Source organism: Nonomuraea sp. GTA35 (assembly GCF_041950525.1).
Classification (GTDB): domain Bacteria; phylum Actinomycetota; class Actinomycetes; order Streptosporangiales; family Streptosporangiaceae; genus Nonomuraea.
In genome coordinates, this window is the sequence record NZ_JBGNUV010000009.1 from 469,870 (window position 1) to 475,869 (window position 6,000).

General features: G+C 64.0%; 5 protein-coding genes and 1 pseudogene. 4 read left to right on the top strand and 2 right to left on the bottom strand.

All coding sequences use genetic code 11. The features are described from left to right. Nucleotides 1-62: 62 nt before the first annotated feature. Both ACBJ32_RS36550 and ACBJ32_RS36555 read left to right on the top strand, forming a co-directional pair. Nucleotides 63-1,541: a Mu transposase C-terminal domain-containing protein gene (locus ACBJ32_RS36550; protein ID WP_375130624.1), complete on the top strand. Its 1,479-nt coding sequence runs from the start codon at nucleotides 63-65 to the stop codon at nucleotides 1,539-1,541. A gap of 2 nt (nucleotides 1,542-1,543) precedes the next feature. Beyond that, nucleotides 1,544-2,449, top strand: coding sequence for an AAA family ATPase (locus tag ACBJ32_RS36555; protein ID WP_375130625.1), 906 nt, complete (start codon nucleotides 1,544-1,546; stop codon nucleotides 2,447-2,449). A gap of 72 nt (nucleotides 2,450-2,521) precedes the next feature. Here the strand turns inward: ACBJ32_RS36555 and ACBJ32_RS36560 are convergent, their stop codons facing one another. After that, complete coding sequence (locus ACBJ32_RS36560; RefSeq protein WP_375130626.1) at nucleotides 2,522-3,517, bottom strand: WD40 repeat domain-containing protein; 996 nt, start codon at nucleotides 3,515-3,517, stop codon at nucleotides 2,522-2,524. 58 nt (nucleotides 3,518-3,575) lie between these two features. Next, complete coding sequence (locus ACBJ32_RS36565) at nucleotides 3,576-4,397, bottom strand: hypothetical protein (RefSeq protein WP_375130627.1); 822 nt, start codon at nucleotides 4,395-4,397, stop codon at nucleotides 3,576-3,578. Nucleotides 4,398-4,935: 538 nt separating this feature from the next. Here ACBJ32_RS36565 and ACBJ32_RS36570 point away from each other — a divergent pair. Both ACBJ32_RS36570 and ACBJ32_RS36575 read left to right on the top strand, forming a co-directional pair. Beyond that, nucleotides 4,936-5,280, top strand: a pseudogene (locus ACBJ32_RS36570) (site-specific integrase); the annotation flags it as partial. A gap of 224 nt (nucleotides 5,281-5,504) precedes the next feature. Beyond that, a complete protein-coding gene (locus ACBJ32_RS36575) occupies nucleotides 5,505-5,915 on the top strand; it encodes a Tn3 family transposase (protein WP_375130639.1) in 411 nt (136 codons plus the stop codon). Nucleotides 5,916-6,000: the final 85 nt, after the last annotated feature.

The following is a 6,000-nucleotide window of genomic DNA, read 5'->3' on the forward strand; positions in this document are numbered from 1 at the left end:
TTGTTCGCCGACGTCTGGGATGAGGGCTGTACGAGTGCGGCCTGCGGCGCGACGGTGAGGAGATGGACCCACCGCAGTCGTCACTGGCCGAGTTGAGCGGCGCGCAGCGCGAGCAGGCACTGGCGCGCTATCGCATCCTGCGCCCGCATCTGGACGACGATGTTCCGCTGGCCCGGGTGGCCGCGCATGCCGGTCGGCCGTATCGCACGCTGCAGCGCTGGCTGGCCGACTACCGCCGCGACGGCCTGGTCGGCCTGGCCCGCCGTACCCGACGCGATGCTGGCACCCGACGCCTTCCGGACGAGCTCCAGTTGCTGATCGAAGGGCTGGCGCTGCGGCGGCCTGCGCCCAGCATCGCCACCATCCACCGCCAGGTCGCCACGGTGGCCACCGAGCACCACTGGCCGGTGCCGAGCTACGCCGCCGTGTACGCCATTATCCGCAGCCTGGACCCGGCCCTGACGGTGCTGGCACAACAAGGAACGCGCCGCTACCAGGAGCTGTACGACCTGGTGTACCGGCGCGAAGCCGAACGGCCCAACCAGATCTGGCTGGCCGACCACACCCAGCTCGACCTGTGGGTGATCGCACCCTCCGGCAAACCGGCCCGGCCCTGGCTCACCGTCATCGAAGACGACCACTCCCGGGCCATCGCCGGATACGCGGTCAACCTCAGCGCGCCCTCGGCGCTGACCACCGCGCTGGCCTTCCGCCAAGCGATCTGGCGCAAGAGCGAGCCGGACTGGCACGTGTGCGGCATCCCGGACGCCTTCCACGTCGACCACGGCTCCGACTTCACCTCGGCCCACCTGGAACAGGTCATGGCCGACCTGCGTATCCGGGCCTACTTCTCGCTGCCCGGCCAGCCGCGCGGCCGGGGCAAGGTGGAACGGATCTTCTCCACCCTCAACCAGATGTGCCTGCCGGCCCTGCCCGGCCACGCGCCCCGCGGCACCCCCGACCGGGCCGGCCAAGCCCGCCTCAGCCTGGCCGAACTGGACAGCGCCATCAACGCGTTCATCCGCGAGGTCTACAACGCGACCCCGCACAGCGAGACCGGCACGCCACCACAGCAGCGCTGGGAGGACGGCGCGTTCATCCCCCGCATGCCCGACTCCCTCGACCAACTGGACCTGCTGCTGCTCACCGTGGCCAAACCCCGCAAGATCCACCCCGACGGCATCCACTTCCAAGCCCTGCGCTACCTCGACCCCGTGCTGGCCGCCTACGTCGGCGACGACGTCGTCATCCGCTACGACCCCCGCGACATGGCCGAGATCCGCGTCTTCCACCACGACCGCTTCCTGTGCCGGGCCATCTGCCCTGAGCTGGCCGACCGCACCATCAGCCTCAAAGAGATCACCGCCGCCCGAACCGCGCGCCGCCGCGACCTGCGCTCCCAGATCACCGAGCGGACCAGCATCGTCGACCGGCTGATCGAAGCCCATCAACCCGTCGCGCCCGGCCTCCCCATCACCGCCCAGGCGCCGGCCCCGAAGCCACCGGCAAAGTCGCGGCTCAAGCGGTACCGAGAGGAGTGACCGTGAACTGGGACGACACCGAATCTGAGCAGTTCAAGGAACTGGCGGCCCGGGTCGAGAGAGCCACGTCGGGCCCGCAACTGTCCGGCCCCGATATCCCCGACGTTCCCGATGACGAGGTCGACTTCATCCTCACCAAAGAACACCGCCGCTTCACCGAGTTCGCCGACGCCGTCCGCCGCGACCGCTACATCGGGTTGTGCTACGGACCGCCCGGAGTTGGCAAGACGTTGTCAGCTCGGCGCTACGCCCACTGGCACGAACTCGCCCCCCTTCTTCATGGATCTCGCGCTCGAGAGGGGGAAGGCCAGGACCGCCACGACTGGCACACCCTGCTCTACACCCCAACCGTCAGCGCCACTCCACGCTTGATCGACAAAGAGCTCACCAACATGAGCATGTTCTTCAGCAGCATCCGCGCTCCTGACCCCTACGACCGGCGCACCTTCCATGGCCTGCACGCGCTGACCCCCTTCGCGGAACTGCTCATCGTCGATGAGGCCGACCGGCTCAAAACCGCGGGCCTGGAACAGCTGCGCGACCATTACGACCGCAGCCGCCTCGGCATGATCCTCATCGGCATGCCTGGCATCGAGAAACGCCTGGCCCGCTACCCCCAGCTCTACAGCCGGATCGGATTCGTCCACGAATACCGGCCGCTGTCCGCCGACGAGCTCACCTTCGTCCTGCAACGCCACTGGGCCGCCCTCGGACTACCCCTGTCGGCCGACGACTTCACCGACGCCGAAGCCGTCGCCGCCGTGCACCGCATCACCACCGGCAACTTCCGGCTCCTCCAACGCCTCTTCGCCCAGATCAGCCGCATCCTGGAGATCAACGACCTGCACACCATCACCAAGGAAGTCGTCGAGACCGCCCGCGAATCCCTCGTCATCGGCTCCCTGTAGGCAGAGGACCTCGCGTCGCAAATCGTTTCGATTCCCAACAAGATTATGAGCCACGCATGCTCCCGCCGCCCTTCAGCGTCTCACGGCGACCATCCAAAGATCGTGCCGGTAGGCTCTCGCCGCATCGATGAACTCATCGCTCTCTTCGCCCGCGATAACCTGCCGCCCATCCGGACTGAGCCTCAGCCAGAGGAGCGGACGTGTCCCGACCCGCACACGCCCGGCCGGGAGATCGCCGCCGTGGGTCCATGCGAGAACCTCGCCCGTACTCAAACCTGCGAAGAGCATTGAAGCGTCGTTGCTGACCGCGGTATCGCCAGTATAAACGCCTGGTGCGATTGCAGCGGTTACGTCCTTTGTGGGCCTCTTGCTAGCCCCATCCCATAGCAAGACATGCCCGTCAGCGGTTCCGAAGCTTGCCCACCGTTGATCAGGGCTCCATTTTAGTTCGTGAAAGCAACTGCATTGAAAACTCGAAGCGAGCTTCCATGTCCAACTGGCCCAAACATCAGTCCCGAAAACATCACTGGCATACAGAAACTCGTCCGTGAACGACAAACTTTTATATTCACCACGCTCTCCATATTCTCCAAAAGGAGTGGAAGATAAGACTGCTATGCGACTTCTTGAGCGTATATCATAAACGGTGACATTCAGATCTCCTACTGCAAGATGTGTCGCATGAGAGTTCAGAGCTATAGAGTTGATGCCGGCTAAATAATCGTCCGCATCAAAGGGGTTCACCTTTATTATCGTCTGCAACCTGAAAAGGTCGACTATATAAACAGATCTTAGAGTCGCGGCTGCAACGTATTTTCCGTCACTCGAGAAGGCGAGTGCAACTATCGAGGAGAGATCTAGCTGACGGCCGCCGGCAACTGTAGGACTGCCATCGTGTTCCCTTATCTCGATTCGTCCCGTCTCTGTGCCAACGGCGATTCTGCTGTCCCTGGTGAAGCCAATCGCAGTTACATGGGACCCATCTAAAGTTTCCGGCAGTCGTTTCGGAGGCGCGTCGAACAAGGTTGGAGGCACTTCCTCGCCAACAAGGGCCAGGGCGATTAGCATACCCACCACTACACCAATTAGGGGAAGTAGAAGTCGAGCGTAAATCATCGCTCCACCTTCAGTCTAAAGGAGGTAACGGCTCGTCTGAGGGAATCAGGCGAAGAGGTCTCGCAATCTTGCCGTCGGCTCGTACGAGCGTCCATGCTGTATGGAAGTCCCACTCCCAATATCTTTGGACTTTGAAGGCGGTTGTGGTGAATCCTGTTGGCGATCCGATGGGTACCGTTGCCTGCTCCCCTTCGACCAATACATTCAAGCTCAAAGCCCATCGGTAGGTTGCACGTTTACTGATAGCAGTAATCGTGAATGCCTCAGTTTCACCTTTTGCCAAGGTGAACGAAAATGGAGCGCCTGAATTCGAGTCGTAGGAGATCTTGGGGGGAGAGACATCCAGATTGATGGTAAACGTTCGGAACGTTACTTCTCCGGCAGTCGGACAGGAGGCAGGTATTCCTTGGCTTGGCGGTCCCTTCTCCAACACATTAATGTTTATTCCAGTGATGACCGCCGCCTTCTCTGAACGACCCTGCGCGTAGACCCTGAGTGTCGTCTGGCCTCCGTCGATTCCGGAATTCTTGGCAGCCCAGGAATGAAACCCTGCACAGCCTTGTCCTGGGTTGTCTTTTGTGCGAACGCTGCCGGGAATGATAGTAAGCCGTCCTTCTCCGCCCACACCGCTCATGTGTGCGGGGTCGGTTTCTAATGAAATGGCTAGCGCATTTTGAGGGCCGACCTGGCTAACTCTGGTGAGCAACGTGGTCGCACCCCATGAGATAGCAGTTGTCAGTACTGTCGTTACGATCAGGACAGGAATCGTAAGAAATCGCTTCATCAGCGACTTCTTATGTGGTGGAGATTCTTCTTCCTCGGCAGATGTCATGGTTGCCCCCTCGAACCCGTTCCTTGGATTCTGCGCCGCCTTCCCTGTTGGGGCAATGCCGACCGGACCACAGAACTAACCACGCCAAATTGCGCTGATAGGGGTACGCCATCGAGCTCACAAAGTCACAGCGCGGCGACCAGGCGCACCTCTCTCCGAGGCGGTGCGCGCCTCCCGCACGTTATCCGGTACATCGCCTCGGCTTCCGGTTCCGGGCGGTGGCTGGCGTGAGTGCGGCGCCCGCGTGAGTGCGGCGCCGAAGGTCGCCGCTCTGCGCGGCGGGCACGTCACCCTTGCCGCAGCCGCCGACGCCTTCCTGGCCATCCAGCGGACGGCCAACCTGAACACCCACCGCGCCGCCATCGCCTCCTGGCTGTCCTGGTGCCAGGCCAAGAAGCACTGGGCCGCGCCGTTGGTCCCGGCCGACGCCGAGCGCCGCAAGGAGAGTACCGACGAGACCCGCGCGGTGGCCAAAACCACGATCCACCGGCTGCTGTCACGCCGCGACATCCCCCTGCGCGAGAGGACCCTGTGGCGGATGCTGTACGAAACCGCCGCCCCGGCCGCCGAGATCCTCGCGCTCAACGTCGAGGACCTCGACCTGGAACACAACCGCGCCCCCGTCCGCTCCAAGGGCGGCGTCATCGAATGGGTTTACTGGGACAGCGGCACCGCGCACCTGCTGCCTCGCCTGCTCCGCCTCCCCGACGGCAGCACACGCACCTGCGGCCCGCTGTTCCTGTCCGAACGCCGCCCCGTCCCCGCCCGCCGCCAGGCGTCCGCCGACATCTGCCCGCACACCGGCCGCGCCCGCCTGGGCTACGACCGCGCCCGCGTCCTGCTGGATAAGCACGCCGGGCTCGACCTGCACCAGGTGCGCCACAGCGCCGCCACCCACCTCGGCGAAGCCGAAGTCCCGCTGCAGCTCATCATGGGCAAGACCCGGCACAGAACCCCCGCACCGCCATGCACTACGTCAAACCCGGAGCTGACGCCATCGCCGCCGTCACCGAGCACCTTGCTCCACCCTGGCGCCGACACTGATCCGAGCTGTTACCTGGACGCCTCGCAGCGCCGCGATCCTTCGGACGCCCGATCCGGAACGGAATGTCACGCCAAGCCGCCTCCGCCCGGCCCACTAACGCGACTTTTCGTTCGTATGCTGCTCAACCCCCGTTACTCCGACATCGTTCGGGACTGTTTTCGATCTGCGGCTACCAGTTCTCTCCGCGCATCGCTGGCCTGGCCGACACCCGGCTGTGGCGAACCAACACCCGCGCCGTCTACGGGCCGCTGGAGCACATGTCCCGCCACACCGTCCGGCTGGACAAGATCCGCGCGCACTGGGGCGACATGCTGCGGGTGGCCGGCTCGCTGACAATGGGCACGGTGCGCGCCTACAACCTGATCCGGCCGACGGCCGCACCACCGGCCTGGGCGAGGCATTCGCCCGCTACGGCTGGATCTCCAAGACGCTGCAGTGCGCCACGAGGCGCTGTTCTGTTCGGACGGAGGTGAAAGACCGCCGTCGCTTCGCCGTCGTAGCGGCGAGGTGAAGTTGGAGGCAGCCTGAGCCGGGGGTCGCCGGGGAGGGTGGGAGCAG